Genomic DNA, 17,997 nt, shown 5'->3' on the forward strand with positions numbered 1-17,997 from the left:
CGGCGTCTCGTCGGACTCTCGTGACTGCTGTGCCTCGGCTGTGGAGCTGCGCACCGAACGAGTCACAGCGAACGGACCCTAGACGGCACGGGAAAGTCATGTCTAGATCAACAAAGGGCGCAATCTTCACCAAACGCTCAACCCTCTGTTGCGATTGCAACTCTTCTGACAAGATCCGTCCCCGCCGCAGTCGCGGCACACGAACGCGTGGACGGATGCCCTCGTCAGGGCAGTCCGGACCACCAGGGGAGGAACTCGATGCGCTTCGCATCCCTGTGCAGATCACCCAGGATCGCCGCCGTACTCAGTACGGTTCTGCTGGTCGTGGGACTCCAGCTGACGGGTGCGTCACCGGCCGCCGCCACGGTGGCCGAGGGGCCGGTCTTCAACAAGCCCACCGGCACCGTGGCCGAGCAGGAGGCGATACGCGCGCGACTGCTGACGTACATCGACACCGCCGCCCCGGCGTCGGACATCAAGGTCGCGATGTACCACCTGTGGGACGAGGGCGTCGCCCAGGCGCTGGCCGACGCGCACACGAACCGCGGGGTCAACGTCCAGGTGATGCTCGATTCCACGAGCGCCGCCTCGACCACGGACACCTCTTACGCCATCCTGGCGAGCGCCCTCGGGACGGACCGGGCGCGAGCGTCCTTCGTCGGCACCTGTCCGCAGAAGCGGTCCTGCCTGGGTGATCCCGACGCCCTGACCAGCAACGGCATCAACCACAACAAGTTCTGGCTGTTCTCACAGGTCGACGGTGCCGCCAACCTCGTGGTGCAGAGCTCCTCGAACATGTCCCCGTCGGCGTACAGCCGCATGTGGAACAACGCCTTCGTGCTGCCGTTCAACACGCCCATGTACACCGCGTACTCGAACTACTTCTCGAAGCTCAAGGGGATGGACTGGCAGAGCTGGTCCTACAGCACCACCACGTCCAGCCCGTTCAAGGCCTACTTCTACCCCTACCCCGGCTCCGGGAACACACAGGACACCATCTGGAACGTCCTTGACAATGTGACCTGCAAGTACACCTCCGGCGGGGTCGCCAGGCAGACGAAGGTCCGTGTCGCCGTCCTCAAGATCACGAGGCAGGGAGTGGCGCAGAAGCTGACGGATCTGCAGCGGGCCGGCTGTGCGGTCGAGGTGGTGTACGCGGAAGCCGACAGCCTCGCCAGCAGCGGCGGCACGTCGACCGGCACCTGGGAGGCGTTGCACGCCTCGGGTGGCCCGACCGTGCGGTGCCACAACTGGGACGAGGACGGGAATCCGGCCACCACCAACTCGGTCATCCACTCCAAGTACCTGCTGATCGACGGCATGTACGACGGCGCGGTCAACAAGGTGCTGTGGACAGGCAGCCACAACTACTCGGGGCCCGCGCTCCGGGAGAACGACGAGGCGCTGCTCAAGGTCGACGTCACCGCGCACCACGACGCCTACGTCGCCAACTTCAACCAGGTGAAGACGGCCTCCGTGCCCGGCGCCGCCGACACCACCGACGAGTGCAAGGGCGTCAAGAAGACGGCGGACTGACCGTGTGCGCGCCGCCGCCGCAGCCGCCGGCTCGTCCGCGTCAGCGGCTGAGGTGGAGGCGCGCCAGTTCCTCGGGGGTGGGCGCGGGCGAGCCCGAGCTCCGCTCGATCCGCTCCCGCAGCGCGGCCATGTCCCGCTGCCCGGTCGCCTCGACGACGACCGGGCCCCGCCACCCCTCGGGCGCGGTCAGGGCGACCCGTTCACCGTCGACCGTGAAGGCCTCGTACGTCCCGTCCGCCACGTCGACCGCTTCGAACTCCAGGGCCGCGGCTTCGAAGGAAGGCACGACGTACACCCAGTCGTCACGGTCGAACACCAGCAGGGTCTGCGCGGGAAGGTCGGTCATGGCGGTCATGGTCACCCGCCCGCCGGCCTTCCCGCACCCGAATTTCGTACCGGCTGTCAGGCAGGTTTCATCCACACCGTCGCCAGCGGAGGCAGCGTCAGCCGGACGTGCCCGGCCTCCGGCTTCACCGGGTCGGCGTTGCGTACGCCGCTGCCGCCGTACTCGGCCGCGTCGGTGTTCAGGACCTCCGCCCACGCCGAGATCCGGTCCGGCACCCACAGCCGGTAGTCGTCGCGCACCACCGGCGAGAAGTTGCTCACCGACAGCAGCGGCGCCCCTTGCGCGTCGTACCGCAGGAAGGCGAAGACGTTGTCCTCGGCGGCGTCACCGAGCGACCACTGGAAGCCCTCCGGGACGGTGTCCCGCTCCCACAGGGCGGGCGTCGCCCCGTACACCGCGTTGAGGTCGCGGACCAGGTCCCGCATCCCGCGGTGGTCGCCCGCCGAGTGGTAGTCGTCCTCCGTGAGCCACCACTCCGGGCCGTGCGCCTCGGACCACTCGGCGCCCTGCGCGAACTCCTGCCCCATGAACAGCAGTTGCTTGCCGGGGTGCGCCCACATGAAGCCCAGGTAGGCGCGCTGGTTGGCACGCCGCTGCCACCAGTCGCCCGGCATCTTGGTCACCAGCGCCTGCTTGCCGTGCACCACCTCGTCGTGCGAGATCGGCAGGACGTAGTTCTCGCTGTACGCGTACACCATCGAGAACGTCATCTCGTTGTGGTGGTACTTGCGGTGCACGGGCTCCTTGGAGACGTACACCAGCGAGTCGTGCATCCAGCCCATGTTCCACTTCAGCCCGAAGCCGAGGCCGCCGCTGTCGGTGGGGCGGGTGACGCCCTCCCAGGCCGTGGACTCCTCGGCGATGGTCACCACGCCCGGGCAGCGGCGGTAAACGGTGGCGTTCATCTCCTGGAGGAAGGCGACCGCGTCGAAGTTCTCCCGCCCGCCGTGTTCGTTGGGGACCCAGTCGCCGCCCTCGCGCGAGTAGTCCAGGTACAGCATCGAGGCGACCGCGTCGACCCGCAGGCCGTCGATGTGGAACTCCTCGCACCAGTAGACGGCGTTCGCGACGAGGAAGTTGCGGACCTCGGTCCGCCCGTAGTCGAATTCGAGGGTGCCCCAGTCGGGGTGCTCGGCGCGCCGCGGGTCGGGGTGCTCGTACAGCGGCGTGCCGTCGAAGCGGGCCAGCGCCCAGTCGTCCTTCGGGAAATGGGCCGGCACCCAGTCGACGAGGACGCCGAGCCCGGCCCGGTGGCAGGCGTCCACGAAGTACCTGAAGTCGTCGGGCGTGCCGAGGCGGGCCGTGGGCGCGTAGAAACCGGTGACCTGGTAGCCCCAGGACGGGCTGTAGGGGTGCTCGGCGACCGGCATCAGCTCCACGTGCGTGAAGCCGAGGCCCTTGACGTACGCGGGCAGCTCCTCGGCCAGCTCCCGGTACGTCAGACCGGGCCGCCAGGACGGCAGGTGCACCTCGTACACGGAGAAGGGCGCCTCGTGGACCGGGCGGTCACCGCGGTGCGCCATCCACTCGGCGTCCTGCCACTCGTAGTGGGAAGCGGTGACGATGGAGGCCGTCTCCGGCGGGCACTGGGTGCGGCGGGCCATCGGGTCGGCGCGCAGCGAGCAGTGGCCGTCGGGCCCGGTGACGGCGAACTTGTACAGCGCGCCCTCGCCCAGCCCGGGCACGAACAGCTCCCACACACCGGTGCCGCCCAGCGACCGCAGCGGCAGGCCGGTGCCCGCGTCCCAGTAGTTGAACTCGCCGACGAGCCGCACCCCGCGCGCGTTCGGCGCCCACACCGTGAAACGGGTGCCGGCGACGCCCTGGTGGGTCATGGGCTGGGCGCCGAGCGCCTTCCACAGCTCCTCGTGCCGGCCCTCACCGATCAGATGCAGGTCCAGCTCCCCGAGCGCGGGCAGGAAGCGGTACGGGTCGTCCACGTCGACGACCCCGGAGTCGTAGGCGACCTGGAACGTGTACGCGGGGACCTCGGACAGCGGCAGCACGGTCGAGAACAGTCCGTCGCCGTCGTCGTGCAGCTCGGTGCGCGCCCCGTCCACCAGCACGGCCACGCTCTTCGCGCACGGGCGCAGGGCACGGACGGCGATGCCGCCGTCGACCGGATGGGCACCCAGCAGGGCGTGCGGGTCGTGGTGCTCACCCGCGAGCAGCCGCCCCCGGTCGGCGGGGTCGAGCGGCGGGGCTCCCACGGTGGTGGTGCCGCCCACGCGGGGCTTGGGCGTCGCGCCGGGCGGCGGCGCGGGCAGGGCGGTGGCGTCCCCGACCGGCGTCTTCCGGGTGGCCGGGGCCTTCTGGGTGGCGGGGGTACGGGTGGGACGACGGGGGGTCACGGGGGAGGGCCTCCTCAAGGGCGTTCACATCACGGAGTGGTGGTCTGCGCGGCAAGGCGGCGGATGGCCGCCATCGGGACCGGGAGCCAGTCGGGGCGGTGCCGGGCCTCGTACACGACCTCGTACACGGCTTTGTCCGTCTCGTACGCGCGCAGCAGCGCGGGCTCGGCGCGCGGGTCGGTGCCCGCGGCCTCGGCGTACCCGGTGCAGTAGGCGTCCCGGCACCGCTCGGCCCAGTCCGGGTTCCAGGGGCGGTAGGAGCGGGCCGCGTAGTCGAAGGAGCGCAGCATGCCGGCCACGTCACGCACCGGTGGCTGGGGGCGGCGGCGCTCGGCGAGCGGCTTCGCGGGCTCGCCCTCGAAGTCGATCACCGACCAGTCGCCGTCTTGCGTGCGGAGCGTCTGGCCCAGGTGCAGGTCGCCGTGGACCCGCTGGGCCCGCCACAGCCGGCTGCCCGATCTCATCTCGCCGACCGCCTCGAACGCGGCGCGCAGCCCGGGGACGTACGGCATCAGCGCGGGCACCGCCTGGGCGGCGGCGTCCAGGCGGCGGCTCATCCCGTGGACCAGGTTCTCGGTCTGCGGACGTCCCAGTGTGACCGTCGGCAGGGCGTCCGCCAGCGCGGTGTGCACCTCGGCGGTGGCCCGGCCGAGGGCCCGCGCCTCGGAGGCGAAGTCGCGCCCGGCGCCGAGCGCGTCCAGGGCGAGCTGCCAGCCGTCCTGGGACCCGCGCAGATACGGCTGGAGCACACCGAGGGTGCTGGCCTCCGGCCGGCCGTTGCCCGTCTCGTACCAGGCGACGGGCGCCGGGACCCGGGTGCAGCCGGCGCGGGCGAGCGCGAGCGGCAGCTCCAGGTCCGGGTTGGCGCCCGGGTAGACCCGGCGGAACACCTTCAGGATGTAGGAATCACCGTACACCAGCGAGGAGTTGGACTGCTCGGCGTCCAGGGCGCGGGGCGTGAGGCCCTCGGGGATCGCGACGGTCCGGGAGAACCGCAGCGGGCCCATCGGTCCGGGTGTGCGCAATCGTTCCAGCAGGAGCGCCGCGAGCCGTGGGTCGCTGAGCCCCTCGTAGATCGTCCGCCCGGCGAGCGGGCCGTCCGGGACGTGGCCGATCAGGGCGGACGCGAGCTGCGGCGGCAGGCTGCTCCGCACGCCCAGCAGCAGCTGGTAGCAGTCACCCTGGGCGGCGGTGTTGAGGCCGGGCTGCTGGACCCGCACGAGCAGGTGCAGCAGCCCGGGCCCGGTGGTGTCGAGCGGGAGCAGTTCGGTGACCGAGACGAGGGCGAAGCCGGTGACGGGCCGCCCCTTTCCGGCGAACCAGCGCTGGCGCGGCAGCCATTCGTGAAGCAGCGGCACCAGGGAGGGGAGCAGGGCGACCGGGGCCCGGGCGGTGGATGCGGTCTCCGACATGGCAGCGCGTCCTTTCCCCGGGCACTACGAAATGCACAGAACGTGCAGAGTGTCCCGGAATGCGGCGAGTGCTGTCCGGCTGTGCGGGACGTGTCGGGCGGGGATGGTCGAGATAGACCCGAATCGACGTATGAGGGGGAGAGTGCCCAGGGCGGGGCGTCGGAAACGCCCCGCCCCGATGTCCTCACCCCTTCCCGGCCGCCCGGGCTCCGCCATCGGTGGGTGCGCCGCTCCGTCCGGCCGCGCCCACCCCACCGGCTGACGTCCCGTCGGCCGCCACCATCCGGGCGGTCACGCCGGGCGCCCCGGTGGATGGCGCCGCCCCGGCCGTACTCGCCCGTGCCACCGCCTTCGCGGCGGTGGCGGGGCTCGCCGCCGTGCCGGGGTACGGCGCCGGGTGGTCGAGCCCGCCGGCCGCACCCGCCCGTGCCGTAGCCACGCCCACCGTGCCGGATGCCCCGGAAGCCGCCGTCCCGGAAGCCGCCGCGCCGGGGGGCGTCGCTCTGTCCGCCGGGGCCGGCGCGGCTACGGCCGCCGCGCCGGTCGGGGCCGGAGCCGCCGACGCCCCGGTGGACGCCGTGTGGGCCGGCCCGCCCGCCGTAGCCACGGCGCCCGTGACGGCCGTGCCGGACTTGGCCGGGGTCACCGTGCCGGACGTGGCCACGGTGGCTTCCGTGACCGTCTTGCCCTTGGCCGGCTTCGCGGTGTCCGCGCGGAGGCGGAACCAGTAGAAGCCGTGACCCGCGAGGGTGAGCAGATACGGCCATTCGCCGATCGCGGGGAAGCGGACCCCGCCGATCAGCTCCACCGGGTGCATCCCGTTGAACCGCCGCAGGTCCAGCTCCGTCGGTTGCGGGAAGCGCGAGAAGTTGTGCACGCACATCACCAGGTCGTCCCCGTACTCCCGGAGGAACGCGAGGACCGCCGGATTGGACGACGGCAGTTCCGTGTACGAGCCGAGGCCGAAGGCCACGTTCTGCTTGCGGATCTCGATCATCCGCCGCGTCCAGTGCAGCAGCGACGAGGGCGACGCCATCGACGCCTCGACGTTGGTGACCTGGTAGCCGTAGACCGGGTCCATGATGGTCGGCAGGTAGAGCCGGCCCGGGTCGCAGGACGAGAAGCCCGCGTTGCGGTCGGGCGTCCACTGCATGGGCGTGCGCACACCGTCGCGGTCGCCCAGCCAGATGTTGTCGCCCATGCCGATCTCGTCGCCGTAGTACAGGATCGGCGAGCCGGGCAGGGACAGCAGCAGCGCGGTGAACAGCTCGATCTGGTTCCGGTCGTTGTCGAGCAGCGGGGCCAGACGCCGCCGGATGCCGATGTTGGCGCGCATCCGCGGGTCCTTGGCGTACTCGGCGTACATGTAGTCACGCTCTTCGTCCGTGACCATTTCCAGCGTCAGCTCGTCGTGGTTGCGCAGGAAGATGCCCCACTGGCAGTTCGCCGGGATCGCCGGGGTCTTGGCCAGGACTTCGGAGACGGGGTAGCGGGACTCGCGGCGCACCGCCATGAAGATGCGCGGCATGACCGGGAAGTGGAACGCCATGTGGCACTCGTCGCCGCCGGCCGCGTAGTCGCCGAAGTAGTCGACGACGTCCTCCGGCCACTGGTTGGCCTCGGCGAGCAGCACGGTGTCGGGGTACGCGGCGTCGATCTCCTTGCGCACCCGCTTGAGGAAGGCGTGGGTGGCCGGGAGGTTCTCGCAGTTGGTGCCTTCCTCCTGGTAGAGGTACGGCACGGCGTCGAGGCGGAACCCGTCGATGCCGAGGTCCAGCCAGAAGCGCAGCGCGGACAGGATCTCCTGCTGCACGGCCGGGTTCTCGTAGTTGAGGTCCGGCTGGTGGGAGAAGAACCGGTGCCAGTAGTACTGCTTGCGCACCGGGTCGAAGGTCCAGTTGGACGTCTCGGTGTCGACGAAGATGATCCGCGCGTCCTGGAACTGCTTGTCGTCGTCGGCCCAGACGTAGTAGTCGCCGTAGGGGCCGTCGGGGTCGCTGCGGGATTCCTGGAACCACGGGTGCTGGTCGCTGGTGTGGTTCATCACGAAGTCGATGATCACTCGCATGCCGCGCTGGTGGGCGGCATCGACGAACTCGACGAAGTCGGCCAGGTCGCCGAATTCGGGCAGTACGGAGGTGTAGTCCGATACGTCGTAACCGCCGTCCCGCAGGGGGGACTTGAAGAACGGCGGGAGCCAGAGGCAGTCGACCCCGAGCCACTGCAGATAGTCCAGCTTGGCGGTGATGCCCTTGAGGTCGCCGACACCGTCGCCATTGCTGTCCTGGAACGAACGCACCAGAACCTCGTAGAAGACGGCTCGTTTGAACCAGTCGGGATCACGATCCTTTGCCGGTGTGTCCGCGAACGTGTCGTGGACGGGCTCGTTGACGATCATGATGTGGGTGACCCTCCGATCGGCGGGGACGGTCGCAGGACGAGAATGTGCGCGGGCGTGACACCCGGCTCGAGGCGCACATAGTTGGCCCTGCCCCAGTGATAGGTCTCACCGGTGAGCTCATCGCGCACCGGCACGGTCTCGTGCCAGTCGAGGCCGAGTTCCGGCATGTCCAACGACACCGTCGCCTCGTGGGTGTGGCGCGGGTCGAGGTTGACGACCGTCAGAACAATGTTCGAACCCGCTCGCTTGCTGTACGCGATGACGGCGTCGTTGTCGGCGTGGTGGAAGCGCACCGAGCGCAGCCGGCGCAGGGCGGCGTTGCGGCGCCTGATCCGGTTCAGTTTCGCGATCAGGGGGGCGATGGTGCGGCCCTCGCGCTCCGCCGACTCCCAGTCCCGGGGCCGGAGTTGGTACTTCTCCGAGTCGAGGTACTCCTCGCTGCCCTCCCGTACCGGGGTGTTCTCGCACAGCTCGTACCCGGCGTACACGCCCCACGTCGGGGACATCGTCGCGGCGAGCACCGCGCGCACCTCGAAGGCGGGGCGGCCACCGTGCTGGAGGTAGGCGTTCAGGATGTCCGGGGTGTTCACGAAGAAGTTCGGCCGCATGTAGGCGGCGGCGTCACCGGACAGCTCCGTCAGGTACTCGGTCAGCTCCTGCTTGGTGTTGCGCCAGGTGAAGTACGTGTACGACTGCTGGAAGCCGATCGCGCCGAGGGTGTGCATCATCGCGGGCCGGGTGAAGGCCTCCGCCAGGAAGATCACGTCCGGGTCGGACTTGTTGATGGCGCCGATGACCTTCTCCCAGAACACCACGGGCTTGGTGTGCGGGTTGTCGACGCGGAAGATGCGTACGCCGTGGTCCATCCAGTACCGCAGCACGCGCAGGGTCTCGCGGACGATGCCCCGCATGTCCCGGTCGAACGCGATCGGATAGATGTCCTGGTACTTCTTCGGCGGGTTCTCGGCGTACGCGATGGTCCCGTCGGCCCGGTGGTGGAACCAGGCCGGGCGCTTCTTCACCCACGGGTGGTCCGGCGAGCACTGGAGCGCGAAGTCCAGCGCCACCTCCAGGCGCAGTTCGCGCGCCCGTTCGACGAAGGCGTCGAAGTCCTCGATGGTTCCCAGGTCGGGGTGGATCGCGTCGTGGCCGCCCTCGTGGGAGCCGATCGCCCACGGCACGCCGACGTCGTCGGGGCCGGCCGTCAGGGTGTTGTTGGGGCCCTTGCGGTGGGTGGTGCCGATGGGGTGAATGGGCGGCAGATACACGACATCGAAGCCCATCGCGGCGATGGCCGGAAGTCGCTCTGCGGCCGTGCGGAAGGTCCCGGAGACCAGGCGGCCGTTCTCCACCCTGGCTCCCTCGGAGCGCGGGAACATCTCGTACCACGACCCGAACAGCGCCCTCTCGCGCTCCACCAGCAACGGCAACGGCCGCGAGGAGGTGACCAGTTCGCGCAGTGGATGGGCGGCGAGCGCCTGGACCGCCTCCGTGCCGAGGGCGGCGGCGAGCCGGTCCTCGGCGGAGCGCCGCTCGTCGCGCAGCGCGTCCACCACGGCGAGCACCGCCTCGCGGCCCTCGCCCTTCGGTACGCCGTCGGCGGCCCGCTCGTGCAGGGAGGCGCCCTCGGCCAGGACCAGGTCGGTGTCGATACCGGCCGGGATCTTGATGCCGGCGGTGTGGCGCCAGGTGGCGATCGGGTCGCTCCACGCCTCGACGGTGAAAGTCCAACGCCCTTCGGCCGTTGGAGTGACCTCGGCGCCCCAGCGATCGGTGCCGGGCGCCAGTTCCCGCATCGGGGTGAACGGGCCCGGCTGTCCGGCCGGGTCCGTCAGGACGACGTTCGCGGCCACGGCGTCGTGGCCTTCACGGAACACCGTGGCCGTGATCTGGAAGGTTTCGCCGACCACCGCCTTGGCGGGCCTTCTGCCGCAGTCGACGAGCGGGCGTACATCGAGAACGGGAATGCGGCCAATCAGCGAGTTCACGGCATCACCTGAGGGTTGCGTACGGGGTATCGCTCTTTGTACTTGCTCGGTTGACGAGTGGCAGAGCGCAGGCATCACCGCTCCTGTCCGGGTTCACTCGGGTGGGCGGGTACCGGAGGAGCCCTACCCACACCCTTCGGGTGGGCAATCCGGCGCGTTGCTAACTACTCAGGCGTAGACGGAGACGAAAAGAACCGGCCCCGTTCGAGTGGAAAATCGAGGCCGGTTCCTGCTCGGGTGTGTCCAGTGGCGTTCAGGTGAGCGTTTGGGCGTCCTGCTCCTCCGGATCGCTCGCCCACATCTGCCACGGCTGGCGCGACACCCACTCCTCGACCGGCGTGGGCGGCACCGACAGCGCCCGGGCCGACGCGCCGTCGTCACCCGCCATCAGCAGCGGCTCCTGACCCCCCGCCATGTAGTGGTAGATGCCCGCCACTCCGGCCGCCGCCGCCGGGCCGATCGCCTCGGCCAGGCCCCGCTCGAAGACGTCCGGCGCCAGCGCCTGGTAGCGCACCTCGCGCCCCAGCCCCCTGCCGAACGCCTCCGCCAGCTCATCACCCGTCAGCGCCCGCACGCCGCCGATGTCGTACGTACGCCCCTCCAGGCCGTCCACGGTGAGCGCCGCGTACACCGCCCGCGCCAGGTCCCGGTGCGAGAGCCACGCCGTCGGCGTGTCGGCCGGCAGCGGATAGGCGAGGATGCCGTCGTTGACCAGAGCCGGTCCGTTCCACGGGCTGAACAGGTTGTCCAGGTAGACCGGCGGCCGCAGCACCACCAGCGGCACGCCGCTCTCCCGCAGCACCTCCTCGGCGATCCGCCGCGTCTCGAACGCGGCCACATCGGTGGGCGTACGGGGGACGCGGGTGTTGGCGTTGTACACCAGCCGCCGCACCCCGGCGGCGACGGCCGCCTCCGCGATGTTCCGGGCGTAGGCACGCACCCGCTTCGCCTCGTACACCAGCGGCATCACCACCGCGGCGTGCGTCGCGCCCGCGAACAGCTGCCGTACGGCCTCGGCGTCGTCGAGGTCGCCCGTGGCGCACGAGACCCCGGGCAGCGGGGGCCGGTCGCCCTCGGGGCGCCGGGAGAGCGTACGTACCCGGTGGTCACGCTCGGTCAGCAGACGGGCGACCGCGCCGCCCTGGAAACCGGTCGCTCCCACCACTGCTACCCGCATCTGATTCTGCTCGGACATTGGCTCCGACATATTCCTGATTGGCCCTTCGATAGGGTGTGACTGCTGCCATGACGGCTCCTCTCAGGCTGGCGGCGGCGGCTTTGGCCGATCAATTAACAATTCGGGGCGGGGGTTGAAGGATCGTCCATGGACACCGTGCGCACCGAAACCGGGAACGACGACCGCAACGACGACCTCCTCAGTGAGCTGTTGCAACCGCTGCGCCTCACCGGCGTCTTCGACAGCCGCTGGCACGTCCGCGCCCCCTGGGCGATCGAGGGCGACGCCGAGCAGGGCTGTGCCGTCCTCCACTACATCGTCGAGGGCGGCTGCTGGATCACCGCCGACGGCCAGCCGCCGCAGGAACTGCACGCCGGTGACCTGGCCGTCTTCCCCACCGGCACCGCCCACCGGCTCTCCGACCGGCCCGACCGGCAGGGCGTGCCGCTCAAGGCGGTCCTGCCCGAGCGCCAGCCCGGCACCTCGGGCGAGATCCGCATCGGCGGCACCGGGCCGGAGAGCCGGCTGCTGTGCGCCGGGCTGCACTACGACTCCAGCGCCGCCACAGGTCTGTACAAGGCGCTGCCCTGGGCGCTGGTCCTCGACCGTTCGCAGGTCGACCGGGAGCCGCTGCTGCGCGACACCCTGCGGCTGCTCGCCGCCCCCGACCGGCCCGTCGGCCCCGGCGACCGGCTGATCACCCTGCGGGCCTTCGAGATGGCCCTGGTGCTCGCGCTGCGCCCGCTGCTGCGGGAGTTCGCCGAGAACCCCGCCTCCCTGCCGGTCCTCCGCCACCCCGGGGTGAGCCGTGCCCTGGTGATGATCGCGACCCGGTTCGCCGAGCCGTGGACCATCGAGTCGCTGGCCCGCGAGGTCGGTATGTCCCGCTCCGCGTTCACGGCCGCGTTCCGCGCGCTGGTCGGCGAGGCCCCGGCACGCCATCTGACCGGGCGGCGCATGCAGGAGGCGGCGCGGCTGCTCGGCGAGACGTCACTGCCGCAGTCGGCGGTGCCGCAGCGGGTCGGCTACCAGAGCGCGGTCGGTTTCCACCTTGCCTTCCGCAAATGGTTCGGCGTCACTCCGGGTGAGTACCGGGCCGGTGCGGCGAACGCCGCGTAATGGTTTCCGGAAGCTGACTGGCCGGTTCTTAAGGACCATTGGACGGACGTTCATTGCCGTAGGTGTGGACCAACGGACAAGCTCTGCTGCGGCAATGACATCCGCAAGAGGAGAAAAGGTGACGAGGTCCGGTCACGAGTATCTGGCGTCGCTGCGCGACGGCCGGGAGATCTGGCTCGACGGGGAGCGGGTCGAGGACGTGACCTCGCACCCGGCGTTCCGCAACACCGCGGCCTCGATCGCCCGCCTGTACGACCTGGCGCACGACTCCGAGCACACCCCGGTCCTCACCCAGGGCGGCGTCCACCGCGCGTACGCGATCCCGCGTTCCTACGAGGACCTCGTCGCGCGCCGTGAGGCGTACAAGGTGTGGGCCGAGGCGAGCTTCGGCTTCCTGGGCCGCACGCCCGACTACATGGCGGGCGGCGCGGCGGGCTTCGCGGCGCTGCCGTCCCTGTTCAGGACGGAGGGCTACGACGGCTCCGCCGCGGCCCTCGCCTACCACCGGCGGCTGGCCGAGGGCGACCTGTACCCGACCTTCACCATCACCAACCCGCAGATCGACCGCACCAGGTCCGCCTCCGAGCAGGAGGAGGACGACCTGGTGGTGCGGGTGGTCGCCGAGAAGGACGGCGGGATCGTCGTGCGCGGCGCCAAGATGATCGGCACCGCGGCGGTCTTCGGCAACGAGGTGATCGTCGGCACGATCGAGCCGCTCGCCCCGCAGGACGTCGAGCACGCGGTGTGCTTCTCGGTCCCGATCGGCACGCCGGGGCTGAAGCTCATCTCCCGCACCTCCTACGAGGCGCAGGCGCGGAGCGTCTTCGACAACCCGCTCTCCTCCCGCTTCGACGAGAACGACGCGCTGCTCGTGTGCGACGACGTGTTCGTGCCGTGGGAGCGGGTGCTGGCCTACCGGAACGTCGACGTGTCGTTCCGGATGTGGTGGCAGACCCCCGCGTACCTGAACTTCGTGCACCAGGCCGCCACCCGCTTCTGGACGAAGCTGGAGTTCCTCACCGGCATCGCGATCCTGGTCACCAAGGCCAACAACACCTACGAACTGCCGCCCGTCACCCAGGCCATCGGCCGGCTCCTCGGCCGCGTCGCCCAGGCCAAGGCCTTCGTCCTGGCGGCGGAGGCGTCGTACGAGGAGGTCGACGGCGGCCGCGGCGGCGTCGCGCCCGGCAAGGACATCTCCTTCGCGCAGCGCATCATGGCGGGCGAGCTGTACCCGCAGGCCGTCCAGGAGATCAAGCTCCTCGCGGGCGGCGGGCTCATCCAGCTGCCCGCGTCGGGCGAGGACCTGCTGCACCCGGAGCTCGGCCCGCTGGTCCGCAAGTACATCCGCTCGCCCGGCACCCCGGCCGAGGACCGCGTCAAGCTGCTGAAACTGGCCTGGGACGCGCTCGGTTCGGAATTCGCGGGCCGCCACGAGCAGTACGAACGCTTCTACCACGGCGCCCCGCACGTCTACCTCATGCAGCAGGCATGGGAGGGCGGCGCCCCCGCCTGCGAGGCCCTCGCCCAGGCCTGCCTGGACGGCTACGACCTGGGGCGTACCCGATGACCGCCCCGGCGCGGCTCCGCGCGGCCGACCCGGGACAGTGCGCCCGGGGGGGACGTGCGGTGCGATCGGCGGGCGAACCGTACCCGGGCCTCCCGTGCGCCGCCGATCCCGGCTGGACGCGCGCCGAGGGCGGGCGGTGAGCGCCGTGGCGGGAACGCGCGGTGCGCTGGGGTTGCTGGCGGCGACACAACTGTTGATGATCATGGACACGGCCATCGTCAACGTCGCCCTGCCGTCCGTCGGCGACGACCTCGGGGCCGGATCCGCCGGCCTGTCGTGGGTGGCCAACGCCTACCTCATCACCTTCGGCGGGCTGCTCCTCCTCGGCGGCCGCACCGCCGACCTGTTCGGCCACCGGCGGCTGTTCACGGCCGGGCTCGCGCTCCTCGCGGCCGCCTCCGCCGCCGGGGGGCTCGCGCAGTCGACCGGCGCGCTGATCGCCGCCCGCGCCGTGCAGGGCGTCGGGGCGGCGCTCGCCGCGGCCGCCGCTTTCGCGCTGCTGCTGATCCTCTTCCCGGACGGGCCCGCCCGGCACAAGGCGCTCGGCGCGTTCGCCGCGATGGGCGGCCTCGGCGGGGTCCTCGGCACCGTCCTCGGCGGGGTCCTCACCGACCTGCTCGGCTGGCGCTCCACCTTCTGGCTGAACGTCGTCGTCGCCGCGGTGCTCGGCCTGCTGGCCCTCCGCCTCCTGGAGGGCGGCACCCGGGGCGCCGAGCCCGGGTTCGACCTGCTCGGTGCGCTCACCGCCACCGGCGGCCTCGGCCTCCTCGCGTACGCACTCGTCGGACGCAGCCTCCTCGCGGGCGCTGCCGGGCTGGCCCTGCTCGCCGCCTTCGCCGTCACCGAGGCCCGCGTCGCCCGGCCCCTCGTACCGCCCGCCGTACTGAAGCGGCCCGCCCTGCGCCTCGCCAACGGCCTCAGCGCGCTGGCCCAGATGGCGCTGTTCCCCATGTTCTTCCTGGTCAGCCTGTACCTCCAGAGCGTGCTGGGACAGTCCCCGCTCGCCGGCGGCCTCGGCCTGCTGCCGCTGTCCCTGGTCGTCGTCGCCACCGCCCCGCTGACCGGCCGCCTGATCCTCCGCCTCGGCCTCGGCCGGACCATGACCCTCGGCTTCGGGCTGCTGCTCGCCGGCATGGTCTGGCTCGCCCTGTCGCTGAGTGCCGACGGCACCTTCGCCACCACCGTCCTCGCACCCAGCCTCGTGCTGGGTGCCGCCCTGCCGCTGGTCATGGTCACCACCAATGTGGCCGCCACGGCAGAGGCCACGCCTGAGGAGACCGGCCTCGCCTCCGGGCTGATCAACACCAGCCAGCAGTTCGGATCCGTCCTGGGCCTGGCCGTCCTCGTGGCCGTGGCCACCACCCGTACCGGCACGGCCACACCCCAGGCCGAAACCGCGGGCTTCCAAGCGGCGCTGCTCACCGGCGCCGCGTTCGCCGCAGCGGCCGCACTGCTGTCCGTACGGCTCAGCCCGCCCGCGCCCGCACCGGCGCCGCCACGCCGAGGCCGGGTGGGCGACCCGCGGTGACCGCCTGACCAGCGAGCACCGCGCCACTTTCGAACCCACACTGCCCGAGGGGGGCATCCCGTTGACCCTGTACGACCTTGTCGCGCCCGGTCTCGATACCTGCGCCGAACCGCGCTACCGCATCACCGAGATACGCGACGCCGACCCGCTCGGCGCCGACGCGCTGCTCGCCGCGCTCCCCGCGATGAACCGTGACGCCGACGTCGCCGCGCTCACCGTCGCGCTGCGCACCCTCGTACCCGACCTCGACCGGGTCGCCGAGTGGTGCGTCATCGAGGCGCTCGCCGCGATGCGCGACCTCGGCATGCTGCTCGGCTCCCTCAAACGGCACGGCGTCCAGCCGGTCGCCGCCGTCCCCGAGGTCCTGCCGGTCCTGGAGGAACTGGCCCGCCGCACCGACATGGTGCCCCGCGACACCGTGCACCACTACACCACCTGGAACCCGCTCGGCGACCGGCAGCGGATGTACACCGGCCACGAGATGGAGGCCCACCTCCAGGAAGCCGTCCGGATGGTCTTCCCCAGTCTCGTCGCCGCCCTCGACACCTGCGGCCAGCTGGCCCGCCTCGAACCGTACGACCCGGGCTTCGCCCTCGCCCTGGACCGCACCGCACAGCACGTCCAGGCGATGGTCGACTCCATCGACTTCACCATCTCCCACGTCTCCCCGTCCTACTTCGCCCGCACCCTGCGGCCGTACTTCGAGGAGGTGGACGTCGCCGGCCGCGACTACCTCGGCCCGGCGGCCGCCCAGGTGCCGCTGTGGCTGGTCGACCTGACGGTCTGGCAGTGCGACCGCACCGACCCCGGCTACGACGCCTTCCTCGCCGAATCGGTCGAGTACAGCCTCCCGTCGTGGCGCGCCTTCCACGCGGCCCACAAGGGCGGCGTCTCCGCCGTCAGCAAACTGTCCGCCGCGCTGAGCTGGGAGACCGTCCACCGGCTGCCTCCCCGGCTGGTCGCGTCCGCCCACTCGCTGGCGCGGGTGCTGCGCATCCTCAAGACCTTCCGCGCCCGCCACCTGGGGATCGCCCGCAAGGCCTACAGCGACGACCTGCGGCTCTACGACGAGGGCAGCGGCGGCGCGCCGGTCGTGCTGCTGCGCTCGGTGCTCGACCTGACCAGGGACAACGAGACGCTGGTGCGCCAGGCCACCCAGCGGCCGCGCCCCGCGGCCGCGTGAGAGGAGCGACCGCATGACCCCGCACATACTCGTGGCCGGCGGCGGAGTCGCCGGCCTCACCACCGCGCTCGCGCTGCACGCCGTCGGGTTCCACCGCGTCACCGTCGTCGAGGCGGCGCGCGAGATCCGGCCGGTCGGCGCCGGGCTGAACATCATGCCCAACGCCGTCCGCGAACTCGACGCGCTCGGAATCCTCGACGACCTGGAGGCCGACGCCGTACGCACCCGGGAGCTGCGGTACTACCACCGCTCCGGCGGACTCATCTCCCGGGAACCGCGCGGGCTGCGCGCCGGTTACCACTGGCCCCAGCTGTCCATCCACCGGGGCCGGCTCCAGCAGGTCCTCGCCGACGCGGTACGCAGCCGGCTCGGCACCTCCGCGATCGTCACCGGCGTCCGGGTGTCCGGCCTGGAGCAGCGGCCCGACGGGCGCCCGCGTGTGCGCCTGGAACACCGCGAGGGTGACGTGCGCGGCCGGGCGTCGCTGGAGCCGGACGTCCTGATCGGCGCCGACGGCATCCGCTCGGCGGTCCGCGCCTCCCTCAACCCGCGCGAGGGCGAGCCGCCCTGGAACGGGATGCTGGTGTGGCGCGGAGTGTCGTGGATGGAGGCGCGCCGGGCAGGAACGTTCATGCTCATCGCGGGTGACGACCGGCAGAAGGCCGTCGTGTACCCGATGGCCGAGCGGCCCTCCGGGGACGTCCTCGTCAACTGGGCGCTCGCGATGCCCGCCGACAGCATCGCGAGCACCACCCGCCGGGACTCCTCCCGGGGCGACTGGAACCGTGCCGTACCGGTATCGGACTTCCTCCACCACTACGCCGGCTGGGAGTTCGACGGCGTCAGCGTCCCCGACGTGCTGCGCGCCGCCGACACCGCGTACGAGTACCCCATGGTCGACCGCGAGCCCCTGCCGCGCTGGAGCCACGGCCGCACCACCCTCGTCGGCGACGCCGCCCACGCCATGTACCCCATCGGCTCCAACGGCGCCACCCAGTCGATCATCGACGCCCGGGCCCTCGCCCACGCCATGGCCCTGCACCGCGACCCGGCCGACGCCCTCGCCGCCTACGAGGCGGACCGCCGCCCCGCCATGACGGAGCTTCAGCGCGCCAACCGGCGCCTGGGCCCCGAGGTCGTCATCAATCTGGCCCATGAGCGCGCCCCCGGGGGCTTCACACACATCGACGAGGTGATCCCCCCGTACGAACGGCGCGAAATCGCCGCCCGGTACGCCGCGACCGGCGCGTTCGACCCCGAAACGGTCAACGCGGGCTCCCCGTACGAGGTCCCGGTGAGCGCGCTGTGAACGCGCCCCCCTGAGTGCGCCGTGGTTGCGGAGGGCGGGGTCCCGATAACGTCGGAGGGTGAAGGCGGACGCACAAC

At 71.5% G+C, this 17,997-nt stretch carries 11 protein-coding genes and 1 pseudogene; 6 read left to right on the forward strand and 6 right to left on the reverse strand.

Going from position 1 to position 17,997, the window contains the following annotated elements; genetic code table 11:
- The first annotated feature begins 258 nt into the window (after positions 1-258).
- The gene (locus ABT360_RS03050) at positions 259-1,536 is read left to right on the forward strand and encodes a phospholipase D-like domain-containing protein (protein ID WP_351809755.1); all 1,278 of its coding nucleotides are present in this window, start codon (positions 259-261) and stop codon (positions 1,534-1,536) included.
- A 40-nt stretch (positions 1,537-1,576) separates the two neighbouring features.
- On the opposite strand, the gene ABT360_RS03055 is transcribed toward ABT360_RS03050, so the two are convergent.
- From ABT360_RS03055 to ABT360_RS03080, 6 genes and pseudogenes are all read right to left on the reverse strand, one after another.
- Positions 1,577-1,882 (reverse strand): hypothetical protein, encoded by a 306-nt coding sequence (locus tag ABT360_RS03055; RefSeq protein ID WP_351809758.1) that lies wholly within the window; start codon positions 1,880-1,882, stop codon positions 1,577-1,579.
- Between the two features lie 56 nt (positions 1,883-1,938).
- Positions 1,939-4,251, reverse strand: coding sequence for a 1,4-alpha-glucan branching enzyme (gene glgB, locus ABT360_RS03060; protein ID WP_444852168.1), 2,313 nt, complete (start codon positions 4,249-4,251; stop codon positions 1,939-1,941).
- 11 nt (positions 4,252-4,262) lie between these two features.
- Positions 4,263-5,645, reverse strand: a complete 1,383-nt coding sequence (locus ABT360_RS03065; RefSeq protein ID WP_351809761.1) for a maltokinase N-terminal cap-like domain-containing protein — start codon at positions 5,643-5,645, stop codon at positions 4,263-4,265.
- Between the two features lie 691 nt (positions 5,646-6,336).
- Positions 6,337-8,043, reverse strand: a pseudogene (treS, locus tag ABT360_RS03070) (maltose alpha-D-glucosyltransferase); the annotation flags it as partial.
- Positions 8,040-10,025, reverse strand: a complete 1,986-nt coding sequence (locus tag ABT360_RS03075) for an alpha-1,4-glucan--maltose-1-phosphate maltosyltransferase (RefSeq protein WP_351810030.1) — start codon at positions 10,023-10,025, stop codon at positions 8,040-8,042. The gene ABT360_RS03075 and the pseudogene treS, both read right to left, overlap by 4 nt.
- Positions 10,026-10,287: 262 nt before the next feature.
- Positions 10,288-11,229 carry an SDR family oxidoreductase gene (locus ABT360_RS03080; RefSeq protein ID WP_351809763.1) on the reverse strand — a complete coding sequence of 314 codons (942 nt, stop codon included), beginning with the start codon at positions 11,227-11,229 and terminating at the stop codon, positions 10,288-10,290.
- Positions 11,230-11,358: 129 nt separating this feature from the next.
- Here ABT360_RS03080 and ABT360_RS03085 point away from each other — a divergent pair, with 129 nt between their 5' ends.
- From ABT360_RS03085 to ABT360_RS03105, 5 genes are all read left to right on the forward strand, one after another.
- Positions 11,359-12,330: an AraC family transcriptional regulator gene (locus ABT360_RS03085; protein WP_351809766.1), complete on the forward strand. Its 972-nt coding sequence runs from the start codon at positions 11,359-11,361 to the stop codon at positions 12,328-12,330.
- 118 nt (positions 12,331-12,448) lie between these two features.
- Positions 12,449-13,900 (forward strand): 4-hydroxyphenylacetate 3-hydroxylase family protein, encoded by a 1,452-nt coding sequence (locus ABT360_RS03090; protein WP_351809769.1) that lies wholly within the window; start codon positions 12,449-12,451, stop codon positions 13,898-13,900.
- Between the two features lie 145 nt (positions 13,901-14,045).
- Complete coding sequence (locus ABT360_RS03095) at positions 14,046-15,428, forward strand: MFS transporter (RefSeq protein WP_351809772.1); 1,383 nt, start codon at positions 14,046-14,048, stop codon at positions 15,426-15,428.
- A 61-nt stretch (positions 15,429-15,489) separates the two neighbouring features.
- Positions 15,490-16,611: a monodechloroaminopyrrolnitrin synthase PrnB family protein gene (locus ABT360_RS03100; RefSeq protein ID WP_351809775.1), complete on the forward strand. Its 1,122-nt coding sequence runs from the start codon at positions 15,490-15,492 to the stop codon at positions 16,609-16,611.
- 13 nt (positions 16,612-16,624) lie between these two features.
- Positions 16,625-17,920: a flavin-dependent oxidoreductase gene (locus ABT360_RS03105; RefSeq protein ID WP_351809778.1), complete on the forward strand. Its 1,296-nt coding sequence runs from the start codon at positions 16,625-16,627 to the stop codon at positions 17,918-17,920.
- Positions 17,921-17,997 lie beyond the last annotated feature (77 nt).

Origin of the sequence: Streptomyces sp. NPDC000229 (genome assembly GCF_040300825.1) — a bacterium.
Taxonomy (GTDB): Bacteria; Actinomycetota; Actinomycetes; order Streptomycetales; family Streptomycetaceae; genus Streptomyces.

Excerpts from the sequence above, each read along its gene's own strand:
- ABT360_RS03050 (WP_351809755.1), top strand. The coding sequence starts at position 259 with ATGCGCTTCGCATCCCTGTGCAGATCACCCAGGATCGCCGCCGTACTC.
- ABT360_RS03055 (WP_351809758.1), bottom strand. The coding sequence starts at position 1,882 with ATGACCGACCTTCCCGCGCAGACCCTGCTGGTGTTCGACCGTGACGAC.
- ABT360_RS03065 (WP_351809761.1), bottom strand. The coding sequence starts at position 5,645 with ATGTCGGAGACCGCATCCACCGCCCGGGCCCCGGTCGCCCTGCTCCCC.
- ABT360_RS03080 (WP_351809763.1), bottom strand. The coding sequence starts at position 11,229 with ATGTCCGAGCAGAATCAGATGCGGGTAGCAGTGGTGGGAGCGACCGGT.
- ABT360_RS03085 (WP_351809766.1), top strand. The coding sequence starts at position 11,359 with ATGGACACCGTGCGCACCGAAACCGGGAACGACGACCGCAACGACGAC.
- ABT360_RS03105 (WP_351809778.1), top strand. The coding sequence starts at position 16,625 with ATGACCCCGCACATACTCGTGGCCGGCGGCGGAGTCGCCGGCCTCACC.